We start from the raw sequence: 25168 nt of genomic DNA on the forward strand, positions 1-25168 counted from the left end.
GAAGCGATCCGTTTTATCGACGCGACCGAAGGACCGTGGTGCGCGCATCTGAGTTATATAAAACCCCATTGGCCCTATATCGTGCCTGAACCCTATGCGTCGATGTACGGCCCCAATGACGTGCCGCCCGCAAACCGTTCAGACGGCGAACGGGTCGACGCACATCCGGTTTTTGACACCTTTATGAACGGCCCCATCGGGCGTGCCTTTCAGGACGAGGACGTGCGCGCCAAAGTGATACCGGCCTATATGGGCCTGATAAAACAATGCGATGACCAATTGGGCCGCTTGCTAGATCACCTCGAAGAAACAGGACAAATGCGGGACACCATGATCGTGCTGACCTCGGATCACGGGGATTATTTGGGCGATCACCATTTGGGCGAAAAGAACCTGTTTCACGATGCCTCTGTGCGGGTACCGATGATCGTCTACGATCCCCGCCCTGAGGCGGACGCGACACGCGGCACAGTGTGCGAGGCGATGGTCGAATCCATTGATCTGGCTGCCACCTTTGTGGAGGCCGCAGGCGGCGCCGTGCCCGACCACATCATCGAAGGGCGCAGTCTGATGCCATGGCTGCGCGGGGAAACGCCGGAATGGCGGGACTATGTCATCTCGGAATACGATTTCAGTGCGCAACCCATTGCGGTCAAACTGGGGCTTGAACCACGCGATTGCCGCTTGTTCATGGTGTTTGACGGGCGATATAAATTGATGCACTGCGCCGCCCCTGACCTGCGGCCTATGCTGTTTGACTTACAAAATGATCCCAACGAGTTAGAAGACTTAGCTAAAGTCGATACACACGCTGCCGTAATTGTGCGGCTGCGCGGATATCTACATAATTGGGGACTGCGCATGTCACAGCGCGTCACCAAATCCGAAACGGATATCGTGGCGATGCGCGGCGCGTCGACGGGCAAAGGTGTTTTGCCTTTCCTTAAGGATGGAAGCGAAGTGGATGCCCGCCTGACAGAGAAATATCGCGGCCCTGTGCGTCAAAACCACCTCAAGGATTGAACGCCCCAACCGTTCTGGTATCGGCATGTCTGCGCCGAAATCGCATAGGTTGAATAAAAACTCTGGATCTGGACGCAGTCTGTCACACAACCTTTAAACAAGACGATTACGCTTTGCCACAATCGGCGGCGCTGATGCGCTGCCCAATTGCGACAGGACTGGAGCCACCCATGACCGATATCGAACAACATCAAATGTCCCCCGACGACTGGGATGAACTGAACTTTCCTCGTGCAAATGTGCAGGGTTTTGACGATGTGGTTGAAACCGCCATTTCGCGTCGCGGCTTTGTCAGCGGCGTTCTGACCTTTGGTTCGGGTGCAGCCGTCATGGGCACATCGATGCTGAAAGGCACAAGCGCCATCGCCGGACAAACTGACCGTTTCGCGTTTGAACAACTGCCAATCCAAACTGACGGCACCGTACATGTGCCCAAGGGATATACGTGGGATGTTTTGGTGCGCTGGGGCGATCCGCTGTTTTCCGACGCGCCTGTTTTTGATGCTCAGATGGGCGTGCCCACGCAAGGCTCCGACCGGGTGTTTGGCGAAAACACAGATGGGATGGAGCTGTTCAGCGTCGGCAATCACCAACTGCTGGCCGTAAACAGCGAGTTTGTGAATTCCAAAGAAAACCTTGCCCACACCCAGAACGGTATGCCCACCGACGCAAGCGATGTGCTGCGGTTGCAGAATTTTCAAGGCGTGTCGGTCATGGAAGTGCGCGAAGCCGAAACCGGTTGGGAGGTCGTGATCGATAGCCCCTTTAACCGCCGCATTCACCACAACACTGAAATGACGTTCGACGGCCCTGCTGCCGGGCATGATCTTTTAAAAACCGACGCAGACCCAAGCGGTGATTCAAGCTTTGGCACATTCAATAATTGCGGCGCCGGGCGTACTCCGTGGGGCACATATCTGACCTGCGAAGAAAACTTTAACGGCTATTTCGGTGCGACACATGAACCGATTTTGGATGATGTGACCGCTGCTGGCTATGCGCGCTATGGCGTGCCGACCAAGGTTGATCCGGGTCGCTATAACTATCATGGATTTGATGCACGTTTTGACATCACCCAAAACCCAAATGAACCGCATCGCGCTGGGTATATTGTAGAAATTGACCCGACCAACCCAGACAGCACCCCTATCAAACACACTGCATTGGGACGTTTCAAACATGAAAACGCCGCATACGCGCTCGCTCCTGATGGGCGCGTCACTGTCTACATGGGCGATGATGAACGTGGCGAATTCATGTATAAATGGCTCAGTTCCGACAAATATGTCCCCGGTGGTGACACGTCGACCCTGCTGAGCGATGGGCAGCTTTATGTGGCCAAGTTCAATGCAGATATGTCCGGCGAATGGATTGCCTTGACGCCCGCCGCAACGGGCATGTCACCAGCTGAAATCGCGATATTTACCCGAATTGCGGCCTCAAAAGTCGGGGCCACAACGATGGACCGCCCCGAATGGATTGCCGTGAACCCCACTGCCGTCGAAGGCTATTGCTGCCTGACCAACAATCGCAATCGCGGCATCAAACCCAACGCAGGCGGAGACGACACTGCCCCCAACGGTCCCAACCCGCGCGAGGCCAACAACTTTGGTCAAATCGTACGCTGGCGGCCCTCAGATGACGACCACGCGTCCAGCACATTTGAATGGGATCTTTACGTGATGGCTGGCAACCCAAACACCCAAGAAGGTGCGTATCAAGGTTCATCCAACATCAACGCCGGCAACATGTTCAACTCTCCCGATGGGATGCAGTTCGACACGACAGGCATTATGTGGATCCAAACCGACGGAAACGACAGCAACGAAGGCGACTTTGCCGGCATGGGCAACAATCAGATGCTGGCAGGTGATCCGGTGACGGGCGAAATCCGCCGTTTTCTGACGGGTCCAAACGGGTCGGAGGTCACTGGGCTAACGTGGTCCGCGGATCGCCGCACGATGTTTGTCGGCATCCAGCACCCAGATGCGCCCTTCCCGGATGGTGAAGGTGCGCTGCCGCGTTCAAGCATTGTGATCGTCAAGCGGGTTGATGGCGCTTTGGTTGGCTAATACCTTCGCCAAATGACAAGCCAAAGGGTGCGCGGTATCCTCGCACCCTTCCTCGTTTGGCTGGCAAGAGGTTCTGGCTTCCGTCGTCGCTCGCTACAAGACCCGCGACCTGATGCTCTTGTTTCGCGCTGACGCGGCCTTTGCCATCGCGGAGCTGTATGAGGTGCTGGAAGCGGAGAGCTACTTTTACGCCATCCGCTTGAAGGGGAATGCCGTGCTACAGGACGCCGTAGCTCATCCGCTGAAGCGCCCCGTAGGCCGCCCACCCGACTACATTCGCCGCTTTTACCAAGACTTTGTGTACAGAGCGGCGCCATGGAGCAAAGCACGCCGCGTCATTGCCAAGGTGGAATGACACCCTGGTGATCGGTTCCCTCGTGTCGGGTTTGTCGTCACCAACCTGCCGATGGAGCAAAACTGGATCATGCGCTTTTACAATCAGCGTGGCACTGCTGTGCAGCACATCAAGGAAGGCAAATACACGATCAAATGGACACGGCTGTCCTGCGAGCGGTTCCGCGACAATGAAGTCAAGCTCCAACTTCAGCTTCACGCTCAGGCCTACAATCTTGACAGCTTCCTGCAACCTGCCGAGTTGCCCGAAGAAGTGGCCGATTGATCGCTCACGAGCATACAGAACCGTCTTATTAAATTTACGGGGGCGTGTTGTGCGTCATGCCCACAAGATCACGTTCTAATTGACTGAGGTGGTTTTGCCACGCAACGTTTTCGGTCAAATCCTCGCCGCCATCCGCAATCTCAAGCCTCCGACGAAGTCGGCATGACGGCCCCATCGAAGAAATTCGAACAAAAGCGGTTCGATAGTTGCGTCTTCGGCCAACCCAAATGGCCCAAAAGCATGGGGACTCGTCGCCGCACCATACAATTCATCCTCAGAACCGTCCTTCTGGGAAGCAATACAGGCGACGTGCCTGAAAACATCGGTCAAAATCGTCAAACTCACGAAAACACCAAGTTACTTGGGAAATATCAGATTAAGTGTCTGACCGGTTCTGTGGCACGTTGCAGAATCTTCGCTGCTATGATTGTGAGTGAGTACAAACAACCAGGGGTGTCAGGCGAAATGAAAGCTATAGTCCACATCGGATGTCCAAAGGTCGGATCGTCGTCAATCCAGCTTTTCTTGATCAACAACGCGGTTGCTCTGGCCAAACAGGGCATCGTCTACAAGCAGAATTTCCAGAACCGTGGCAGCCAGCTTGAATATCCCATGGGTGCCCTGACGCGGATGGGAAAACAGCTTCCGAGGAAAGACAGCCAGCTGCGTTACAAATGCAGGACCTTCGAAGAGCAGAAGCGCCAGTCCCTGCCCTATGTCGAGCGCCTCAAGGATTTTCCTGCGAAGTGGCCAGATCACGTTGCGCTCTTTTCGTCCGAACACGCAGCCGCCTGGTTGGCCTCCGAGGAACTGGTAAGGGAGTTTGACGCCATGTTTCAAGAGGTTTTTTCGGAAGTTCAGTACGTCGCATATTTCCGCGCCCCTGAGGACCTCATTGTCAGCCAGTACTCCGAACAAATCAAGACTGGCAACACGAGCACGTTTGGGCAGTTTTTTAAGAGGCGCATGCAAGGTGAAAGTACATATCGGTCCATGGAAAGATGGGTAAACGTGGTTGGCGCGGAGAGACTGAGCGTTAGGCTTCTGGATCGCAATTGGCTGGAGGGCGGCGACCTTATCTCGGACTTCGCCAGCGTATGCGGTTTTGATGAAACGGGCCTAGAGCGCCCGCCCACGGTCAACGCATCCCTGACCGCTTCGGGGGCAGAGTGCCTGCGCGCGCTGAACCGCACCATTCCACAGCTTTTGCCGGACGGAACCCGAAATCCACTGCGCCACAATCTCATCAATGCCGTGTCGCGGCGCTCAGCAAATGCACCGAAACTCGCGCTCACAAAGGGGCAGCGGGAAACAGTTCGAGCACATCATGGCAAAGACCTGGATTGGTTCCACCAAACCTTCTTCCCCAATCAGAAGGAACTCTTCAAACCCAAAGAAGCTCAAGAGCCGCTGAAACCTATCAAGGTGAGAGACATGGCCCTAGACGTCATGACGAATCTCTTTGCCGCCAGTAGAATGGAAACGATGCCGAGGCTCTCAAAGCGGCAACGCAAGGCGTCATCGCATCGGGCCAAAAAATCCTGAGAACACCCCAAATCAGAGCTTAGAGCCCCGCTTCGGGGGGGGTTTTTGTTTTTATGCAAGCGCCGTCTGGCAGGTAGACACGAACCAGGTAGCGGCCATATTTGCCTCTATACTGCACTATCCACAATGAACCTCATGAGTGCCACTCAAACTATCAGCTGCAATTTCATGACTTCATCAAGTTAAAGTTCCCGAATATTTGCAAGATTGTTGGTTCTGCAAAAAACCGCCGCAATCGTCAACGGCAAGTATTTTGCAGTGAAAACCTTTAGAAGGCAAAATAGCAAATGCCGTTTCAATATAGGGCGACATTTCCTAAGTGGAATTGTCGCCCTTTGGGTTGGCCGGATTTCCCCTCTGCCTGCGTCACATCTGCTTGAAACAGAACTACTATTCTTGCGCAGACGCTCCTTGCCAAAGACAATATCTGGCAAACTGACTGTACAGGTTTAATTGGTCCTGACCCTAAAGCTCATCAAATTCCGAAACCTCACCAAGCCGGGTAAGGAAGGTCGTCACACCAATGTCGTCAGAGGACAAATTTTCAATGAACTCACAGGCATCCGTCCTCATGCACCTCTCTGTACACGCTTCGCGTTCAGCGCGTTCACACGCTTGTGCGACTGTTTTGATTGGAACTGCATGTCGATTTTCAAAGCCAGCTGCCCGTCGCCCCCTGCCTTTTACGCCGCATAGGTCTGGCAGGTGTAGTGGGCTTATATGGTCATTTCATCGGATTGAGTTATCGTTAAATCCTTAGGGGTTCATTTAAGTCCGTGCCCGATTGAGGCACGGGCAACTGGCCGCACGCCAACCAACTATGCACCCGCAGTGGTTCCTTTAACGCGTAAATGCAATGACAACCGATATTAGCGCGCAAATAGATTTCCTATTGTCATTGTTCACCCCATCAACACATCGCCAAACGTATCGCGCAAATTGCGTTTTAGCACTTTGCCTGTCGCGTTCCTTGGCAATACGTCCGTGAACACCACACAATCTGGCACCTGCCATTTGGCAATTTTGCCCTCAAAGATACTCAGCACGTCAGATTCTGTAGGAGCCTCGCCATCAACCGCCACGGCGATCAACACAGGCCGTTCGTCCCATTTTTCATGCCGCGCGCCAATGACCGCAGCATCCGCCAAAGCGGGATGCGCGATGGCAATGTTTTCCAAATCAACCGATGAAATCCACTCGCCCCCCGACTTGATGATGTCTTTGGATCGGTCCTTGATCGACAGGTATCCGTTTGAATCCAATGTTGCGACATCGCCCGTGTCGAACCAGCCGTCTGTCAGGGTGTCTTCGGTGCTGGCCCGGAAATAGGCATCCAGTATCCAGTGCCCACGCACCAACAATCCGCCTTGCGCCACGCCGTCACGCGGCAGTTCGGCGCCATTCTCATCGACAATCTTCAAATCCACCCCCCAAGGCGGGCGCCCCTGATTTTCGCGCAGCTTGTGCTGTTCTTCGATCGGCAAGTCATCGTGTTTTGCCAGCGGTTGATTGCTGGACCCAAGGGGTGACATCTCGGTCATGCCCCACGCATGGATCACCTCGACCTCGTATTGATCGCGGAACGCGGCAATCATCGATGGCGGGCACGCCGAACCGCCCACAACTGTGCGCTCTAGGCTGGTCAGTTTTGATCCTGACGCTTTGGCTTCGTTCAACAGACCCAGCCAAATTGTCGGCACGCCAAGTGCGATGTTGATCTTGTGGTTGTCGATCAGTTTCACCAGCGACGGCCCATCAAGGCCAGGTCCAGGCAGCACCATGCGCGCGCCTGCCTGCGCACAGGCATAGGGCGTACCCCATGCATTTACATGGAACATAGGCACCACAGGCAGCACGACATCGCGCGCACAAAACCCGATGCAATCGCGGGTATTCGAGGTGAACGCATGCAGCACGGTCGAGCGATGGGTATACAGCACGCCCTTGGGGTTGCCCGTCGTGCCAGAGGTATAGCACAGAGATGATGCCGTCAGCTCGTCGAATTCGGGCCACGGGGTGTCAGGCATGCCCGTCGCGATCAGCTCGTCATAGAATTCAAGATCAGGCAGTTCCGCCAGCAGCGCGTCATCGCGCCCTTCCATCAGCACGATATGTTCGACACAAGGAATTTGGTCGCGGATCGCTTTGACCAAGGGCACAAATGTGCGGTCGATGAACAACACCCGGTCATCTGCGTGGGTGATGATATAGATCAGTTGTTCGGGAAACAGTCGTGGATTAATCGTGTGGCAGACAAAGCCCGCGCCAGAGACGCCAAAATAGATTTCCAAATGGCGGCGATTGTTCCATGCGATGGTCGCACAGCGCGTTTGGGGATCAAAACCAAGCTTCGCAAGCGCGTCGCCAAGGCGGTGCGCGTTTTCCCCCACCTGCCCCCATGTGGTGGTCTCGATCCCGCCTTTGGTTTCCACGGACGTGATTTCGGTATCGGCGTGAAAGCGTGCCGCATGATCGACAAGCGAGCCGATCGTCAGCGGAAAATTCATCATTTGGCCTAACATAGCGTTCCTCCCAAAACGTGGCTTCGAAAGGCGGTTTGCCCGTGCCGTTGCCTTTGGTTCAACCCTGCCGATGTGATGTATGTTGCGCAAGTTAGAACATCGCCAAACAGAAAAAGGGAGGCCGCGAGGACCTCCCTTTCTTTATGTTTGTGATTGACGTTTTAGCCGCGATGTTTGTGCAGGTAATCCACAAGGGCTTGGGTCGAGCCATCTTTGCCATCCGCTGACGCACTGCCTTCGATAACCGGTTGCAGCGCTGTGGCCAGTTCCTTGCCGAGTTCAACGCCCCATTGGTCATAGGAGTTGATGCCAAGGATCACGCCTTCGACAAACACGCGGTGTTCATAAAGCGCGATGATCTGGCCCAAGGTAAATGGATCAAGCTTGGGGTAAATCAGCGTGGTCGAAGGGCGATTGCCAGCAAAGACGCGATGTGCGGCTTGGCGTTCCAATTCGTCACCTTCGAATTTGCCCGCCACTTTGCTGCGCGCCTCGTCCAGATCGCGGCCCTTCAGCAGCGCTTCGGATTGGGCAAAGCAGTTGGCAACCAGCAAGTCGTGGTGGTGTTTCAGATCATCCTCGTGGCCTTCGCAGGCGACCATGAATTCGCACGGGATCACCGACGTACCTTGGTGGATCAACTGATAAAACGCATGCTGCCCGTTGGTGCCGGGTGCGCCCCACACAACAGGGCCACTATCGACGGGCAAAGGTTTGCCGCCCATGTCGACGGATTTGCCGTTCGATTCCATTTCAAGCTGTTGCAGATAGGCCGGCAGTTGGCCAAGCCGCTGATCATAAGGCAGCACAGCGCGGGACGCATGGCCAAGGATTTGGCGATGCCAAATACCCACAAGCGCCAGCATCAAGGGCATATTCTCGCGGCCCTCAGCGGCGCAGAAATGGCGATCCATGTCTTGGCCGCCGCGTAGGAACGCGCGAAAGCCATCAGGGCCGATTGCCAACATGATGGACAGCCCAATAGGCCCCCACATGGAATAGCGCCCACCGACCCAATCTTCGAACCCAAAGACGCGGCTTGCAGGAATATCAAAGGCTGCGGTTTTTTCCTCGGACGTAGACAGTGCGCAGAATTGTGCGCTTGGATCGCCACCGTTTTCCTTCATCCATGCCCGCGCAGTGCGCGCATTGGTCATGGTTTCAATGGTCGTAAAGGTTTTTGAGGCAACAACGACCAGCGTGGTTTTTGCGTCCAACTCACGCAACACGTCGGCAATGTGCGCGCCGTCAACGTTAGACACAAAGTGACAGCGCGGCCCGTCGCGGTACGGCGACAACGCTTGCACCGCCATAGCGGGCCCAAGGTCAGACCCCCCAATGCCAATATTGACCACATCAGTGATAGCACTGGCGCGGACTTCGTCGGCATAAGCGGCCATGCGATCAAGCGTCGCAAGAACCTCCGGCATGACGTCTTGGCCATCGACCATTACGGCATCACCATCAAGGTTGCGCAAAGCCGTGTGCAACACTGCGCGTCCTTCAGTTTCGTTGATCTGCTCACCCGAGAACATCGCATCACGACGCGCCGCGACGCCTTTGGCTTCGGCCAGTTTCAACAACATCGCACGGGTGGCCGCATCAATGTTTGTCTTGGCGTAATCAAAGCGCATGTGCTGCGTCTGCACGGCAAAATCATCAGCGCGGGCATCATCGAATACGTCAATAATCTTTCGCTCCGCGACGCGCGCGGCTTGGGTCTTTAGGACATCCCACATGGTTTTCACTCCGCCCAGTGGACGGTCAAACCATCCAATACGGCCCGGATCGGGGCCTGTTCTGCATCAAGATTGCGCGCATTTTCAAGCGCTTGGCGTTTTTCATCGCCGTAAATCACAAGATGCTTGGCCATCGCGCCGCCAAGGGCGGGACCAGAAAAGGAAATACGCGGTTCTTGGCCCTCAACAGAAACAGGCACCACCAGCGGTGCGTTATCCGCAAGCATTGCAGCCAACCCAACTGCGCCCGGAAACAACGATGCGGTGTGCATATCAGCGCCCATGCCCAACAAAAGCAGCGAGATCGGCATTTTGTCGGCAAGCTGTTCGGACAACATCGGGGCCGCTGTGTCAGGGGTTTGGCCGTCCATATGAAACGGAACAAACTGCGCCGCAGCAGCCCGGTTCACAAACAGACGTTCACGCAGCAATTTGGCGTTCGAACGCTCGTGATCGCTTGGCACCCAACGTTCATCGCTCAGCATCACGTGCACGCGCGCCCAGTCCAGATCGGCGGCGCAAAGGCTGTCAAATATCGGACCCGGTGTTGTGCCGCCGGGCACCACAAAAGATACGGCATCATGGGTCAGCAACGCGTTTTTCAACGCGCTGGCCAGCACATCCGCCAGCCCCATAGCCAGCATTTCACGGTCAGCATAATCGAGAATTTTCATGAGGACACCTTTCGCCAAACACGGGTATCACGCGCCAGCAACTGCACGGCATCCACCGGGCCTTCGCTGCCGCTGTCATAGGTTTTTGGCACATCGCCGCGCGTGTGCCAGCCATTGATGATCGGGTCTGTCCACGCCCAAGCCGCCTCGACTTCGTCGCCGCGCATAAACAGAGTTTGGTTGCCTCGGATCACATCCATGATCAGGCGCTCATAGGCATCCGTCTGATCCGCGCCATCCGCGCCCAACGCGTCAGCAAAGGACATATCAAGCGGCACATCGACCAAGCGCATACCGCCCGGTCCCGGTTCTTTGATGGTGACACCTAACGTCATGCCTTCGTTGGGTTGCAGGCGGATCGACAGAACATTGCGGTGGTCTTCTTGTTCGCCAAAGATCGAGTGGTTGAGTTCTTTGAACACCACGTGGATTTCCGAACAGCGCGCTTTGAGGCGCTTACCAGTGCGCAAGTAAAACGGTGTACCAGCCCAACGCCAGTTGCTGACGCCAATTTTCATGGCGATGTAGCTTTCGGTGCGCGAACGTGGGTCGTTCACTTCTTCGCGGAAACTCGGACCTTCTTCACCCGCATCGTATTGGCCGCGCACGATGTGGTGCGGTTCAACCGCATCCAACGCGCGGATAACTTTCAGCTTTTCATCGCGCACCGCATCTGGATCAAACTTGCTGGGGGGTTCCATCGCAATCAAGCACAGCAGTTGCATCAGGTGGTTTTGCACCATGTCCCGCATCGCGCCGGATTTGTCGTAATATTCACCCCTGCCCCCAACGCCGACGGTTTCGGCAACTGTGATTTGGATGTGGTCGACGTATTGGCTGTTCCAAAGCGGTTCGAACAGCATGTTGCCAAAACGCACAGCCATCAGGTTTTGCACCGTCTCTTTGCCCAAATAATGGTCAATGCGGTAAATCTGGCCTTCGTCGAAATAAGCCGCAAGATCGCGGTTCAGTTCCTTGGCAGTGGTCAAGTCGCGCCCAAAGGGTTTTTCAACCACGATGCGGCTGTCTGCGTCCGTCAAACCGTGTTGGTTCAAACGTTCGGCAAGATCGCCAAACAGACCCGGAGCGACCGAGAAATAGAATGCGCGCACCATGCCCTCGCGCATCAGCCCCGCAAGTTCGCTCCAGCCCTTTTCACCACGTGCATCGATAGAGACGTAGCTCATGCGCTGCAAAAAGGCGTCCAGGTTTTCGGTGTCATCAGCGATATCGCCGCCAAACTCGGCAATCGCCTCGCCCACAAAGGCGCGATACCCGTCCGTGTCCATATCGGCGCGTGCGGCACCGACGACACAAGCCTCTGGCGGCATTTGCCCTGCACAAAACCTGCGAAACAAGCCCGGCAAAATTTTGCGACGGGCCAAATCACCCGTCCCCCCGAAAATCACCAGATCGAAGGGATCGACCGGAATGACGCGCGACACCATAACATGTGCTCCTAAAAATGTTTGCGCAAACATACCTGATTCATCCGGGTACTCAACGGCGAAACGGGGCTTGCACGCATTGTACTTGAATGGATATCACAAAGCCGTCACCCCGTCATGGTTTGCCTTTCGCGGCGCTATGTCAGAACGTATGTCCTAATACTGAATGCAAGACGCCACACAAATGGATCGGATTTTATGAAAGACCTCGTCAACTTAGGTAAATTTCAAGACCCCGATGTGACAGCCAAAGGTGAGGCACGTGCCCGCGTCGCACTGAGCAATCCCGAGACGCTGTGGTTCAATACAGGCACGCTTTGCAATATCACATGCGCCAATTGCTACATCAAAAGTTCGCCTAAAAATGATGCACTTGTCTATCTGACGGCCGATGAGGTCAGCGATTACTTAGATCAGCTTGATGTACGCAAATGGAATGTGCGCGAGATTGCGTTTACGGGCGGCGAGCCCTTTATGAACCCTGCCTGCCTTGAGATGCTCGAACGCAGCCTTGTGCGTGGTTATGATGTGTTGGTGTTGACCAATGCGATGGCGCCAATGATGCGCCCAAACACCAAAGAAGGCATCGCCGATTTGGTGGCGCGCTATGGCGCTAAGATTACCTTCCGGATCAGCCTAGATCACCACGCGGCGTCAGTACACGACACAGAGCGCGGCAAGGGTGCGTTCGAAAAAACCCTGCGCGGTATGGCGTGGTTGCATTCGGTCGGCGCACGTATGGCTGTGGCCGGGCGTATCGAAATGGCTGAAAGCGAAGACGAGGCGCGTACAGGCTATGGCGCGCTGTTTTCTGCAAATGGGTGGGATATCGATGCGCTCGACCCTGGCATGACCGTGTTGTTTCCTGAGATGGACGACAGCATTGAAGTCCCTGAAATCACAACAGATTGCTGGGAAATCCTGAACAAGGATCCGGCTGCGGTGATGTGTTCTTCTTCGCGGATGGTGGTGAAACGCAAAGGCGCGGACAAACCGGCGGTTTTGGCGTGTACGTTGCTGCCTTATGATCCTGAATTCGAGTTGGGCACGACTTTGGCAGAGGCTGAAAAAGACGTATCACTGAACCATCCACATTGCGCAAAGTTCTGCGTGCTTGGTGGCGCGTCCTGTTCGGCGTGACCCGGCGGACGCCTTACGGCGGCGGCATGTTTTAGGGGGGCTTTGCCCCCGTCCTGCGGACTCCCCAAGGTATTTTTGACCCAAAGAATGAGGTCAGTCGCTTATTTACGGGCATTCGTTGTAGGTGAGAGATTAATAGTTAATGAAAACAGCACGGTGGCGTTCAAGTCCCGTGACTGCTGGCTGTGCGCAGTTTGAGACGTTGCACCTTATATGTGCTTTCTGATAGACTGAAACGCAACATATAGAGTGACGCAAAAGACGGGCAGAATTACGTGAACGACACGCCACAACCCCCTGAAAATGATGATGAAATGAAACCCGAACGCCCCGAATACGTTGGGCCTTCGGTTTCGATCGAACATGAGATGCGTACATCCTATCTGGATTATGCCATGTCGGTTATCGTCAGCCGTGCCATCCCCGATCTTCGTGACGGGCTGAAACCTGTACACCGCCGCATTCTTTATGCGATGTCGGAAACGGGCAATACCCACGAAAAATCCTATCGCAAATCTGCGCGTCCCGTCGGCGACGTGATGGGGAAATACCACCCCCATGGCGACAGTGCGATCTATGACGCACTTGTGCGTATGGCGCAGGATTTTTCCATGTCGCTGCCCTTGCTTGATGGTCAGGGTAACTTTGGCTCAATGGACGGCGATAACCCGGCTGCGATGCGCTATACCGAGGTGCGCATGGACAAGCCAGCGGCCTTTATGTTGGCAGATATCGACAAGGAAACTGTTGATTTTCAAGACAACTATGATGGCAAGGATCGTGAACCGACGGTTCTGCCCTCGCGTTTTCCAAATATGTTGGTCAATGGGGCTGGTGGTATTGCGGTTGGCATGGCGACCAATATTCCGCCTCACAATTTGGGCGAGGTGGTCGATGCATGCCTTGCGCTGATCGAGGACCCAGATCTGACGTCCGAACAATTGATCGACTATATTCCCGGCCCTGATTTCCCCACAGGTGGCATCATGCTGGGCCGCACGGGTGCGCGCAAAGCCTATCTTGAGGGACGTGGTTCGGTCATCATCCGCTCCAAGACGCGCGTTGAAGAGATTAGGAAAGATCGGTACGCCATTGTTATTGATGAGATTCCTTATCAGGTAAACAAGGCCACTATGATCGAACGCATCGCCGAAGCTGCGCGCGACAAAAAAATCGAAGGCATTGCCCACGTCCAAGACGAATCTGATCGCAACGGTGTGCGCGTGGTTGTAGAACTCAAGCGCGACGCGACTGCCGAAGTCGTTTTGAACCAGCTGTTCCGCTTTACGCCAATGCAGGTCTATTTCGGCTGCAACATGCTGGCCCTGAACGGTGGCCGCCCTGAACAGCTGACGTTGCGCCGTTTCCTAACGTGTTTCATTGATTTCCGCGAAGAGGTTGTTGCCCGTCGCACGGCCTTTGAATTGCGCAAAGCACGCGAGCGCAGTCACGTGTTGTGTGGTTTGGCTGTCGCCGTCACCAACATCGACGAGATTGTCGCAACCATTCGCCAATCTACCGATGCCGCCGAGGCGCGTGAAAAGCTGATGACCCGTCGCTGGCCTGCCGTCGACATCCTGCCCTACATCGCGTTGATTGATGACCCGACCCATACTGCCAATGACGATGGCACCTATAACTTGTCGGAAACGCAGGCGCGGGCGATCCTTGAACTGCGCTTGCAGCGCTTGACCCAGATTGGGGTCAAGGAAGTCACAGACGAGCTTGAGCTGTTGGCGGGCAAAATCAAAGAATACCTTGAAATCCTTGGCTCTCGGGAACGGATCATGGGCATCATTGCCTCTGAACTGGCTGAGACCCGTGAATTGTTTGCTGTGCCACGTCGCACCGAGATCGTCGACTGGTCCGGCGACATGGAAGACGAAGACCTGATCGAACGCGAAGACATGGTCGTGACCGTGACCTCGGGTGGTTATATCAAACGCACGCCTTTGGCAGACTTCCGCAGCCAAAAGCGTGGCGGTAAAGGTGTGTCTGGCATGCAAACCAAAGAAGAGGACGTGATTACCACCCTCTTTGTTGCCAACACACACACACAGCTGCTGTTCTTTACGACAGATGGCATGGTTTACAAGCTCAAGACATGGCGATTGCCACAAGGTGGGCGTACGTCCAAGGGCAAGGCGATTGTCAATATTTTGCCGATCCCAACGGGCGTTTCTATCGCGGCCATCATGCCGGTGGACCGTGATGAAAAGGAATGGGACGACTTGCAAGTGGTCTTTGCCACCTCGGCGGGCACTGTGCGACGTAACAAGCTGTCAGATTTCACCAACGTCATGCGCAACGGTAAGATCGCGATGAAGTTCGAAGAAGATCACGCCGAAACGACACTGATCAATGCGCGTATTGCGTCCAACGATGACGACGTGATGTTGACCACCAATTCAGGCCGCGCGATCCGCTTTCCTGCGACCGATGTACGGGTGTTCAACAGCCGCGCGTCTGTTGGGGTGCGTGGGATTAAGCTGTCTGGGTCTGACAAGGTCGTCTCGATGTCGATCATTCGCCACTTTGACGCCACCTCTGAAGAACGCACCGCATATCTGAAGATGCGCCGCGCGATGGCCGGCCTTGCCGACGACGCCGCTGACGACGACGAAGAGGCCACCGCAGATCCCAATTTCACCAACGAACGATATGTGGAAATGTCTGCTGCCGAAAACCTCATCCTGACCATTACGGCCAAAGGTGCGGGCAAGCTAAGTTCCAGCCACGACTATCCGGTGCGCGGACGCGGTGGCCTTGGTGTGACGGCTATGGACAAGGCGATGCGCGGCGGTGACATCGTTGCCTCCTTCCCTGTCGAATTGGATGACCAGATCATGCTGGCCACGTCAAAAGGGCAATCTATCCGCGTCCCAGTTGAGGGTATTTCCTTCCGCTCACGATCCGCTGGGGGTGTCAAAGTCTTTGATACAGGCCGGGGCGAAGAAGTCGTCAGCGTGGCATGGATCGCAGATCAAGGCGATGAGGATGCAGATGACGGACAGGACGAACCCGCAGTAGAGTAACACTTTGGGCTCGCGTTCTTAGATCTCGACAAAACGCCTTTGACGCGAACCGCGTTGGGGGCGTTTTGGCCTATCGCGACGTGGCGACCTGCAACCAAAGACAAACGTATATGCACAAAAATAGCCGCGGCAGAACAAACTGCCGCGGCTATTTAAACACTGTGAAACGTTTGGCTTAGTTGGTGGTCGTTGTGGAACTCGAGCCGCCAGTTCCCACCAGCACCAAAACCGCCAAAGCTGCGATTGCGCCAGCAGCTGGTGCGACAAGTGAGCCCTGCAAAATCTGACCACCGGACGCACCAACACGTTGGCAACGGCGCACGACTTGGCCATTAACATTTTGCGTATTTGGCAGGCAGTTATATGTCGCCCCATTCGCACCAGTCACTTGCAAGCTATAAACTGCATCGCCAGAGTTACCAACAACGGCAGCCTGCGATGTCTCTTGCGCGGCCAAGGGCGACGCCAGCAATGATACTGCAACAGCAGCTTGGGTCAGGTATTTCACAATAATCTCCACTCACTCGTACGTTATTTGTAATAAAGGCCGTTCTGTGAATCGATTTACAAGTTCAATTTTCAATCAGGGTAATTCCATCTAAATTTTAGGCAGTTTATTGCCTAAAACCGAGAAGAATAGACCATCTTCGGCACGGTACCTTCTGCCAACACTAAGGTTGGCAAAGACCTGAACGTTGGTCGCGTTATAACCCGTAGATACCCGAGAATTTGTCGACAAGATATGCGAGCAGTGGTTCGGGTCCGGGTGCCGTTCCGCTGGCGCGTGCAATCACATCGCGCGGTGCATAAAGCCCGCCATGGCACTGCACATTGTCACGCAACCAACCCGTCGCGGCAGACGTATCACCCTGCCCCAATTGACTGTCCAAATTCGGGACAGCCTTTCGCAGCGCCTCGTGCAAGCATCCAGCATAGACGTTGCCCAAGGAATAGGTCGGGAAATAACCGAACAAGCCAACGGACCAATGCACATCCTGCAACACGCCATTGGATGCCTTGTCGACGGCATACCCAAAGTCAGCACGAAACCGGTCATTCCACGCGGCCTCAAGGTCGCCGACCTGCAAATCACCCGCCATCAAAGCGCGTTCTAGATCAAAGCGTAACAGCACGTGCAGGTTATACTGCACCTCGTCCGCTTCGGTGCGGATATAGCCGTTAGAGACCCGGTTAACGGCGCCGTAAAACGCGTCTTCGCCTGTTATCCCAAAATCCCCAAACGCATCCCGCATCTGACCATAAAGCCAGCCGGTGAACGCGCGACTGCGCCCAAGTTGGTTTTCATAAATTCGGCTTTGGCTTTCGTGCACGCCCATCGACACGCCACGCCCCAGCGGTGTCAGCAGATAATCGCGTGATATGTTTTGCTCGTAACAGGCATGTCCGACTTCATGCACCGTCGAATAAAAGCAGTTGAATGGGTCAATTGGATTGGTGCGTGTGGTGATCCGCACATCAAGGCCGGACCCAGACGAAAACGGGTGCACCGCCTTGTCGATTCGCCCATGTTCCGTGTTGTACCCAAAGGCCTGCGCCAGCTTGGCCGTCAGCGCCATTTGCGCCGTTTCATCAAACGTTCCGCTCACCCCTTTAGGCATCGGGCGTTCAAGGATCGCCGCGCGCAATTCGGTCAGGCCCGGACGCAACGCACCAAACATGGCCGACAAATCAGCGCCTGTCGTGCCGGGTTCATAATCCGCCAACATCGCATCATAGATATCGCCCCCAGCCGCCAAAGCCGCGCCCTCTTGGCGTTTCAGGGCGACCACCTCGGCCAGAATTGGCAAGAATGCAGCAACGTCATCCGCAGCGCGCGCTTCGGCCCATTTGCCCTGTGCTGTGGATGTCAGCCGCGCCAATGCAGTCGCCAGATCGGCAGGCACTTTGCTGGCTCGTTCAAAACTGCGGCTGATTTCGCGGACATTGGCCGCGCCAACCTCGTCTAATGCGGCAACATCAATCGCCGCCAACCAGCCCCCCACACGCGGATCAGTGCGCCGCGCATGCAAGACAGCCTCCAATGCCGCCATTTCCTCGCCCCGTTGCGGGGCCGACCCGCGCGGCATCATCGTTTCTTGATCCCAGCCCAAGCGCCCGGCCACCTGCCCCAGTGCTTGCGTGTCGTGATCATAGGCCATCAGGTCATCATAAGCAGTCATGCAGGTGTTCCTCGAACAGATGTGGCAAGGGGATAAGCCGCCAAAAACCGCGCGCGCAGGATCAGCGCAAACAGCAAGACAGCCAACAATTGGTGCACAATGGCGATCTGCCACGGCGCACCGTAAAGAACGGTGAGGATGCCCACGACAACTTGCAACGCCATCGCAGCAATCACTGCGTTAAAAGCAAAGCGCGTGCGCACATGCGCCGACTTGCGCCCGCGTAGCCACACCAAAATCGCAAAGACCGCCAGCCCATAGCCCGTCACCCGGTGCACAAATTGCACAAGGCCCGGGCTTTCAAACAGGTTGCGCCACCATGGTTCCAGGGCAAAGGCACTGGCCGGAAACACCTGCCCCCCCATCAATGGCCAATCGGTATAGCTGCGCCCGGCATCAATGCCAGCCACCAGCGCGCCGAAAATAATCTGTACAAACGCAAAATACATCAACCCAGTGGACAGATGAAACAGCTGCCCCTCACGCACACGGCGCGCCTGCATCAGGTCACGTTCCGTGCGCCCCATATGATAGATATACCACGCGATGAACCCAAGGATCACAAAGGCCAGCCCCAGATGCGTGGCCAGACGATAGCTCGCCACATCCACAACCCCTTGCCCGCTGGTCACGCCGCTCGATACCATCCACCAGCCAATCGCGCCCTGTAGACCACCAAGCACGCCAATCCCAAGCAAGGGCAACGTCCATCCGGTCGGGATCGCACGGCGCGCAAGGAACCACAAAAAGCCGACGGCCCAGACCAGGCCAACCACACGGCCCAGCTGGCGATGACCCCATTCCCACCAGTAAATCACTTTGAAATCAGAGAGTTCCATCCAAGCGTTCTGAATACGGAATTCATCAATCGCTTGATATTTAGCAAACTCAGACGCCCAGTCGACCGCATTCAACGGCGGGATCGCACCAGTAAACGGGCGCCATTCAGTGATCGACAACCCGCTATCCGTCAACCGCGTCAAACCACCCACCGCGATCATCGCAACGACCAAAGTGAACAACATCCACAGCCAAACCCGGATCGCACCGCGCGCACCACCGCGACCAGCATCAATCACTCCGGCCGTGGCGACGGATTTCTCAGCGGTCGCGACTTCTTCGAAAATATTGCGGGGTTTTGCCATGTCTGCCTCGATCTGAAATCTCACCGCATAACCTAGGCCTGCGCGCATCAGACGTCCAGCGTCAGCCGCGCGTTGCCCAGCGGACCATCTGACGCAGCATGCCATGCAAAGCCTGTACATCGGCGCGCGTCAGCGGCATGCGGCTCCACATATTGCGCAGGTTTACCTTCATGCTTGCGGCCTTATGTTCAGGAAAGAAAAACCCCGCATCATCCAATCGTTCCTCAAAGTGACGGGCCAAATGCTCGACCTCGTCACCATTGGCCCATTCTGTGCCCGCCATCTCAGTGCTGCGCGGCGTGATATCACCAGCGGCGCGCATCCACTCGTACCCTACCAAAAGCACACATTGCGCCAAGTTCAGCGAAGGAAACTCAGGATTAACAGGAACCGAGATCAGCGCATTAGCCTGCACAAGATCTTCGTTCTCAAGACCCGCTCGTTCTGGTCCAAACAACACTGCCACATGGCCACCCTCAGCAATACGGCGCGCGGCATCACGCATCGCCTCTTCGGGGCTTAACACCTCTTTCGTCAAATCGCGCTGGCGGGCTGTGGTGGCATAGACATAGGTGCAATCCGCCACAGCCCCCGCCAGATCACCATGCACGGATGCCCCATCCAAAACACGGCCCGCACCGCTGGCCATCGCCACCGCCGCCTGATTTGGCCAACCATCGCGCGGATCCACAATACGCATGCGATCCACGCCAAAATTCAACATAGCGCGGGCCGCAGCCCCAATATTCTCGCCCATCTGGGGCCGTGTCAGTACAAAGGTCGGTGTCATGCCTGCCCCTACCCCAAGACGCATATGCACGACAATCCCTTCATTGTTCCAACAAATACTCGCGCCGCAGGCATCAACGTTTTCTTTCGCGCAGCAATCCAGTAAAGGTCGCGCAAACGCCACGAAGGACACATGCAATGAGTGACACCGAGCAGCCGCAACTTTACCTCCTGACGCCGCCTGTACTTGAGCTGTCGACGTTTCCAGACCAACTCGCCGCCGTGCTTGATGCCAACGACATCGCATGCCTGCGTCTGGCGCTATCTACCTACGACGAAGACACAATCGCGCGGGCTGCCGACGCGTGCCGTGCCGTAACACATGCGCGCGATGTCGCGATTGTGGTCGCAGATCACGCAGGTATCGCTGAACGCTTGGGCCTTGATGGGGTGCACCTCAGCAGCTCCAAAAAATCAGTACGCGATGCGCGCAAAGCGTTGGGACCCGACGCGATTGTCGGCAGCTACTGCGCCGCCTCACGCCATGATGGGTTGTCGGCCGGCGAAGCCGGCGCTGATTACGTTGCCTTTGGCCCGATCACCGGAATCGCTGACGAAGAAACCGCTACAGACGATCTATTCCAATGGTGGTCCGACGTGGTCGAAGTGCCCGTGGTGGCCGAAGGCGGCCTAACACAAGACATCGTTACGCGCCTTGCCCCTGTCACAGACTTCTTTGGCATCGGGGAAGAAATCTGGAACAGTGACGATCCGGTTGCCGCCCTTGCGACCCTAACGGCGGCCTTAAAGTAAGGCGGGGGTGTCCCCCGCCATCCCTTACAACAATGTACGTTCGATCACCCAATAAACGGCAATCGCTGCGATAATCAGCGATCCCGTGATCGACCAAGCACGGAACATGACCGGGTATTCGCTGACCAGTTCTTCGACCCCGGTCAGCTTGGCCGCCTTCGCCGCCAAACACCCCAACCACAAGGCAAGCGCTGCCATCGCAATTACCGTCAGCTGACCCAACTCGACCCCAACATTGAAGCCAATCAATGCCGGCACAACCTGCCCGTCTGGCAGCCCAAAATCGCCCAGCACAGAGGCAAACCCAAGCCCATGCAGCAATCCAAATCCAAAGATCACCACCGGGCGCCAACGCGTTAAACCGCGGGCAAAGATGTTCTCAACCGCCACATACACAATCGAGGCCGCAATCAACGGCTCAACAATGCTGCCCGGTACCGACACCACACCCAAAACCCCAAGGGCCAACGTCACCGTATGCGCCAGCGTAAAGGCACTGACCTGCCACAACAGCGGCCCAAATCGCGTCGACAAAAAGAACAGGCCCAAAACAAACAGGATATGATCCAAACCTTGCGGCAGGATGTGATCAAAACCAACGGGAATATAGCTGCCGAAGGCCTGCAACGGCGTCGCTGCATCACCGCCACCCACAGCGATTGCACCCGACTTTGCACCACCGGGAACCAGGCCTGTAAACGGCTCCTCGACACCTTGTTGGCGCAGCAACAGGTTGCCCGCGCCCGCAGGCCACGTGACTTCAATCTCTGACGCGCCGCTGGCCAGTGATCCCGCCATCACCAGTTCAGAAATGCGCGGCAATTCGCCGTCCGCCACATCTGGAACGGTCACGCTGTCCAGTGTCAGAACCACAGGCGCGCCTGCTGAGGCAACCAGTGGTGTCCCGTTCCAAGTGGCAACAAGATCTGCGACGCGCGCTGCAATATCCTCAGCAGGCAAAGCGCGTAAATCATCGTAATCGCTTGCGTTTTCGGCTTCATCCGTATCTGAAATCGCATCCAGATCGATCCCCGAAAGCTGCGCTTCGACATTCACGTCGATCTCGATCCGCACAACACCGTCGCTGACGCTGATGTCCGCAATGGCGGGCACAACTTCGTGTGCAAGCGCTGCACCACTTGCGAAAGTAAGCCAAACGCTTGACATAATCATCCAAAGGCGCAGCTTCTGCATCCCGGAACAAAAGGTTTTCAACATGACACTTCCTCGTTTTCTCTTGTGTGTTTGGTGCGCGATTTGGGCGGGCAGTGCAACCGCACATGAGTTCTGGATCGATGCTGAAAGCTATCAAGTGGGTTCAACCGACGACATTGTGGCCAACCTCAAGAACGGGCAGAACTTTGAAGGCACGACATTGTCCTATTTCCCACGCAGCTTTAGCCGCTTTGACATCGTACAAGACGGCGACGTTATGCCCGTAGAAGCCCGCTTGGGCGATCGCCCCGCGCTTAATGTGCCTGCCCCTGACGACGGGTTGATCAGTGTCGTCTATGAGACCACGCCGTCCTTTGTGACCTACAAAGAATGGGCAAAATTTACGAAATTCGCAGATCACAAAGACTTCCCCGACATCGAGGCGCGCCACAAAGCCAACGGGTTTCCCGACGTCCCGTTCAAAGAACGTTACACGCGCCATGCCAAGGCATTGTTTGCCGTGGGCGATGGGCAAGGCACGGACCAAGCCGTTGGGCTCAAGACTGAATTTGTGGCGCTGACCAATCCATATGAAACTGGGTTCGATGGCATGATGCGCGTGCAAGTGCTGCTGGACGGCGCACCGCGCCCTGATGCGCAAGTCGAAGTGTTTGATCGCCCACTAGAAGGGGACGTGACCATAACTTTGCACCGCACAAACGCCGATGGCATTGCCACGGTTCCGGTTAAACCCGGTCATAGCTATCTGTTTGATGCCGTGGTGCTTGAACCCATCAAGGACGACGAGAAAGCCGTGTGGGATACGTTTTGGGCCGCATTAACCTTTGCGGTGCCGCGCTAGCGCGCTTTAAACCGCTTCGATCATATCGACGCGCGTTCCGTGACGCCCGCCCTCAAAGGTCGCCACCAAGAACGCATCTACGATCTCAAGCGCCAGCCCTTCGCCTACAACCCGCGCCCCAAGCGCCAGCATGTTGGCGTCATTGTGCTGTCGGATCATCGCGGCCGAAAACGTATCAGAACACACGCCGCAACGGATGCCTTTGACCTTGTTGGCGGCCATCATGATGCCCTGCCCAGTGCCGCAAAGGATAATCCCTAACGCGCAATCGCCCGAAGCCACGCGCTGCGCAGCCGCTTGCCCGTGTTTGGGGTAATGTGTGCTTTCGGGTGTGGTGGGGCCGATGTCGACCACTTCAAATCCTGCCTTTTCGGCATGCGCAGCTACAGCTTGGCGTAAATCGATAGCGGCGTGGTCGCTTGAAAGCACGATGCGGGTGGTCATTGGTTTTGTCCTTGGATCCTTGGCTTTGTCGCTTTGGAACAGGTGCGCGCGCGGGCGTCAATTTGTTTTCTTGCATTGTTTTCTTACACAGTGTCGCATGCGCGCGCCCTTGCCTCTTGCCGCCCGGCCCGGCAGAGATACGCAATGAATAAAACTGCTGACATTCTATGTATCGGATCGGTTCTTTGGGACGTAATCGGGCGCGCATCAGTCGATATGCGCCAAGGCAGCGACGTGGCCGGGCATATCACTCGCCTGCCCGGCGGTGTCGCGTTAAACATCGCCATGACTTGCGCACGCTTTGGCCTGACGCCTGCATTGCTAAGTGCCGTTGGTCAGGATCCGGAAGGTGACGACTTGGTAGCTGCTTGTGCGGCACGGGGCATGATCACGGACACGCTTTACCGCGAACATGATCTACCCACTGATCGTTATATGGCGGTTGAAGGCGCCAACGGCGTGATCGCAGCCATTGCCGACGCGCATTCCTTGGAAAAAGCAGGCGCGAACATCTTGCGCCCACTTCAGGATGGGATGCTGGCCACAAAGGATGCGCCCTTTGCTGGGATTGTTGCGCTTGATGGCAATCTGACCATCGAATTGCTGCGCGAAATTGCAACCAGCCCGCTGCTGGCCCACGCCGATTTGCGCGTCGCCCCTGCATCACCGGGCAAGGCCGAACGGTTGGAACCCTTCCTAACCCACGGACGCGGCACACTTTATGTGAACCTCGAAGAGGCCGGATTGCTGTGTCAAAGCACCTTTAAAACGGCAATCGAAGGCGCACATGCCTTGATCAATCGCGGCGCGGCACGGGTGTTGGTCACCGATGGCAGCGGGATCGCGGCTGAGGCCATGGGTGATGACATCATAAGCGCGCGCCCACCGCAGGTCGTGGCCACCCGTGTCACCGGGGCTGGCGACACATTTATGGCCGCACACATTGCCGCCGCTTTGGGCGGCGCATCTCGTGATGACGCCTTACACAGCGCACTTAAAGCCGCTGCCATCTATGTATCAGGACAAGGACCGCAATGACCCTTTACACCCCCTCGCCCGCCATTGCCGCAGCGCAAGCCAATGGCACACCGATTGTCGCGCTCGAAAGCACGATCATTACACATGGTATGCCCTATCCACAAAACCTTGAGGTCGCACGGCAGGTCGAGGCAGACGTGCGTGCAGCCGGGGCCGAGCCTGCAACCATGGCTGTTATGGATGGTACTTTGCACGTCGGATTAAGCGACACGCAGCTTGAAACACTGGCGCAAGCACGCGATGTGGCCAAGCTAAGCCGCGCGGATATGGCGGCCTGCATCGCCACCGGTGGCACCGGGGCGACCACTGTCGCGGCCACCATGATTGCCGCGCGCCTTGCGGGTATTCACGTTTTTGCCACAGGCGGCATTGGCGGTGTGCACAAAGGGGCCGAAGGCAGTTTTGACATCTCAGCCGATCTGTTGGAACTGGCGCAAACCCCTGTCACGGTTGTTGCAGCGGGCGCCAAGGCGATCCTTGATATCCCCAAAACACTGGAAGTGTTGGAAACCCAAGGCGTGCCCGTCATTGCCTTTGGCCGAGACGATATGCCGGCCTTTTGGTCGCGCAGTTCTGGCCTGCCCGCGCCACTGCGCATGGACAGTGCCCACGCCATCGCCGCGGCCCACGCCCAACGCATCGCGATGGGAATTCCCGGCGGGCAGCTAATCGCAAACCCGATTCCAACCGAAGCCGAAATCGACCGCGCCACCCTTGCCCCCATCATCGCGCGCGCCACACAAGACGCCGCAACCCATAACATCACGGGCAAAGGCGTCACCCCCTACCTGCTGCAACGCATCTTTGAACTGACCGAAGGGCGTTCATTAACCGCCAACATTGCACTGGTTCGCAACAATGCCCGGTTAGCAGCAGAAATAGCCACGGAATTGGGCACTCTTTCATAGGATGCCTGACAATCGGGCGCAGAACATTGTAGTGGCGGGCCTGTTACCCTACCTACACCTAGACTCAAACTCCGGAT

19 protein-coding genes and 1 pseudogene are annotated in these 25168 nt (G+C 56.1%); 10 read left to right on the top strand and 10 right to left on the bottom strand.

What is annotated here, in order from left to right; genetic code table 11:
* The 4 genes and pseudogenes from ABJF76_RS04625 to ABJF76_RS04640 all read left to right on the top strand — a co-directional run.
* Positions 1-1023: sulfatase-like hydrolase/transferase (locus ABJF76_RS04625; RefSeq protein WP_413822520.1), on the top strand; the 1023-nt coding region annotated here is incomplete at its 5' end.
* A gap of 170 nt (positions 1024-1193) precedes the next feature.
* Positions 1194-3095: a PhoX family protein gene (locus ABJF76_RS04630; protein ID WP_413822521.1), complete on the top strand. Its 1902-nt coding sequence runs from the start codon at positions 1194-1196 to the stop codon at positions 3093-3095.
* A gap of 49 nt (positions 3096-3144) precedes the next feature.
* Positions 3145-3880, top strand: a pseudogene (locus ABJF76_RS04635) (transposase); the annotation flags it as partial.
* On the top strand, positions 3877-5259 hold the full coding sequence (locus ABJF76_RS04640) for a hypothetical protein (RefSeq protein WP_413821518.1): 1383 nt from the start codon (positions 3877-3879) through the stop codon (positions 5257-5259). The pseudogene ABJF76_RS04635 and the gene ABJF76_RS04640, both read left to right, overlap by 4 nt.
* A gap of 902 nt (positions 5260-6161) precedes the next feature.
* On the opposite strand, the gene ABJF76_RS04645 is transcribed toward ABJF76_RS04640, so the two are convergent.
* The 4 genes from ABJF76_RS04645 to zwf all read right to left on the bottom strand — a co-directional run bounded on the left by ABJF76_RS04645 (position 6162) and on the right by zwf (position 11642).
* Positions 6162-7781: a long-chain-fatty-acid--CoA ligase gene (locus tag ABJF76_RS04645; RefSeq protein WP_413821517.1), complete on the bottom strand. Its 1620-nt coding sequence runs from the start codon at positions 7779-7781 to the stop codon at positions 6162-6164.
* 161 nt (positions 7782-7942) lie between these two features.
* Positions 7943-9520, bottom strand: a complete 1578-nt coding sequence (gene pgi, locus ABJF76_RS04650) for a glucose-6-phosphate isomerase (protein WP_413821516.1) — start codon at positions 9518-9520, stop codon at positions 7943-7945.
* A gap of 5 nt (positions 9521-9525) precedes the next feature.
* Positions 9526-10194 (bottom strand): 6-phosphogluconolactonase, encoded by a 669-nt coding sequence (gene pgl / locus ABJF76_RS04655; protein ID WP_413821515.1) that lies wholly within the window; start codon positions 10192-10194, stop codon positions 9526-9528.
* A complete protein-coding gene (zwf, locus tag ABJF76_RS04660; RefSeq protein WP_413821514.1) occupies positions 10191-11642 on the bottom strand; it encodes a glucose-6-phosphate dehydrogenase in 1452 nt (483 codons plus the stop codon). The genes pgl and zwf overlap by 4 nt, the downstream gene beginning before the upstream one ends.
* Before the next feature lie 198 nt (positions 11643-11840).
* Here zwf and ABJF76_RS04665 point away from each other — a divergent pair, with 198 nt between their 5' ends.
* Both ABJF76_RS04665 and gyrA read left to right on the top strand, forming a co-directional pair.
* Complete coding sequence (locus tag ABJF76_RS04665) at positions 11841-12782, top strand: radical SAM protein (RefSeq protein WP_413821513.1); 942 nt, start codon at positions 11841-11843, stop codon at positions 12780-12782.
* Positions 12783-13096: 314 nt separating this feature from the next.
* The gene (gene gyrA / locus ABJF76_RS04670) at positions 13097-15817 is read left to right on the top strand and encodes a DNA gyrase subunit A (protein ID WP_413821605.1); all 2721 of its coding nucleotides are present in this window, start codon (positions 13097-13099) and stop codon (positions 15815-15817) included.
* Positions 15818-15992: 175 nt separating this feature from the next.
* Here gyrA and ABJF76_RS04675 read toward each other — a convergent pair whose 3' ends face one another.
* From ABJF76_RS04675 to ABJF76_RS04690, 4 genes are all read right to left on the bottom strand, one after another.
* Entirely contained in the window at positions 15993-16325 is a 333-nt protein-coding gene (locus ABJF76_RS04675) for a hypothetical protein (protein ID WP_413821512.1), read from the bottom strand.
* Between the two features lie 196 nt (positions 16326-16521).
* Entirely contained in the window at positions 16522-17997 is a 1476-nt protein-coding gene (locus ABJF76_RS04680) for a carboxypeptidase M32 (protein ID WP_413821511.1), read from the bottom strand.
* Positions 17994-19142, bottom strand: a complete 1149-nt coding sequence (gene ctaA, locus ABJF76_RS04685) for a heme A synthase (protein WP_413821510.1) — start codon at positions 19140-19142, stop codon at positions 17994-17996. Before ctaA ends, ABJF76_RS04680 begins: the two co-directional genes overlap by 4 nt.
* A gap of 61 nt (positions 19143-19203) precedes the next feature.
* Positions 19204-19932, bottom strand: a complete 729-nt coding sequence (locus tag ABJF76_RS04690; RefSeq protein WP_413821509.1) for an RNA methyltransferase — start codon at positions 19930-19932, stop codon at positions 19204-19206.
* Between the two features lie 137 nt (positions 19933-20069).
* Here ABJF76_RS04690 and ABJF76_RS04695 point away from each other — a divergent pair, with 137 nt between their 5' ends.
* A complete protein-coding gene (locus tag ABJF76_RS04695) occupies positions 20070-20684 on the top strand; it encodes a thiamine phosphate synthase (RefSeq protein WP_413821508.1) in 615 nt (204 codons plus the stop codon).
* A gap of 24 nt (positions 20685-20708) precedes the next feature.
* Here the strand turns inward: ABJF76_RS04695 and ABJF76_RS04700 are convergent, their stop codons facing one another.
* The gene (locus tag ABJF76_RS04700) at positions 20709-21902 is read right to left on the bottom strand and encodes a HupE/UreJ family protein (protein WP_413821507.1); all 1194 of its coding nucleotides are present in this window, start codon (positions 21900-21902) and stop codon (positions 20709-20711) included.
* On the opposite strand from ABJF76_RS04700, the gene ABJF76_RS04705 reads away from it, so the two are divergent.
* Positions 21901-22701 (top strand): DUF4198 domain-containing protein, encoded by an 801-nt coding sequence (locus ABJF76_RS04705; RefSeq protein WP_413821506.1) that lies wholly within the window; start codon positions 21901-21903, stop codon positions 22699-22701. The two genes, ABJF76_RS04700 and ABJF76_RS04705, sit on opposite strands and share 2 nt — an antisense overlap.
* Before the next feature lie 6 nt (positions 22702-22707).
* Here the strand turns inward: ABJF76_RS04705 and rpiB are convergent, their stop codons facing one another.
* Positions 22708-23145, bottom strand: a complete 438-nt coding sequence (rpiB, locus tag ABJF76_RS04710; RefSeq protein WP_413821505.1) for a ribose 5-phosphate isomerase B — start codon at positions 23143-23145, stop codon at positions 22708-22710.
* Between the two features lie 144 nt (positions 23146-23289).
* On the opposite strand from rpiB, the gene ABJF76_RS04715 reads away from it, so the two are divergent.
* Both ABJF76_RS04715 and ABJF76_RS04720 read left to right on the top strand, forming a co-directional pair.
* Positions 23290-24183, top strand: coding sequence for a PfkB family carbohydrate kinase (locus ABJF76_RS04715; protein ID WP_413821504.1), 894 nt, complete (start codon positions 23290-23292; stop codon positions 24181-24183).
* Positions 24180-25091, top strand: a complete 912-nt coding sequence (locus ABJF76_RS04720) for a pseudouridine-5'-phosphate glycosidase (RefSeq protein WP_413821503.1) — start codon at positions 24180-24182, stop codon at positions 25089-25091. The genes ABJF76_RS04715 and ABJF76_RS04720 overlap by 4 nt, the downstream gene beginning before the upstream one ends.
* Positions 25092-25168 lie beyond the last annotated feature (77 nt).

It is taken from the genome of Tateyamaria sp. (assembly GCF_039940735.1).
In the GTDB taxonomy this organism is placed as follows: domain Bacteria; phylum Pseudomonadota; class Alphaproteobacteria; order Rhodobacterales; family Rhodobacteraceae; genus Tateyamaria.